General features: G+C 68.1%; 1 protein-coding gene. It reads left to right on the top strand.

What is annotated here, in order from left to right:
* Positions 1-270: FCD domain-containing protein (locus SB717_RS36105; RefSeq protein ID WP_410907808.1), on the top strand; the 270-nt coding region annotated here is incomplete at both ends.

A 270-nucleotide genomic window follows, 5' to 3' on the forward strand; every position in this document is an offset into this window, starting at 1 on the left:
CTCCGCGCCGCGCTCGGCAGGCAGGCCGTGCACGCGGACGCCGATGAGGTCGACGAGTTCACCATCGCCGACGCCGCCTTCCACCGGATGTTCGTCGAGGCCGCGGGCAATCCGTTGCTCGAAGGGTTCTACGACACCCTCCGGGATCGCCAGCTACGCATGACGAGCACCTCCGTCCAACGTGATCGCGCCCAGATGCAGCGGATCATCTCGCAGCACACCGACCTCGCCGACCTCATCGAAGCCGGTGACGCCGACGGATTCGCGCGG

Origin of the sequence: Priestia sp. SIMBA_032, assembly GCF_046535215.1 — a bacterium.
GTDB classification, from domain to species: Bacteria; Bacillota; Bacilli; order Bacillales; family Bacillaceae_H; genus Priestia; species Priestia aryabhattai.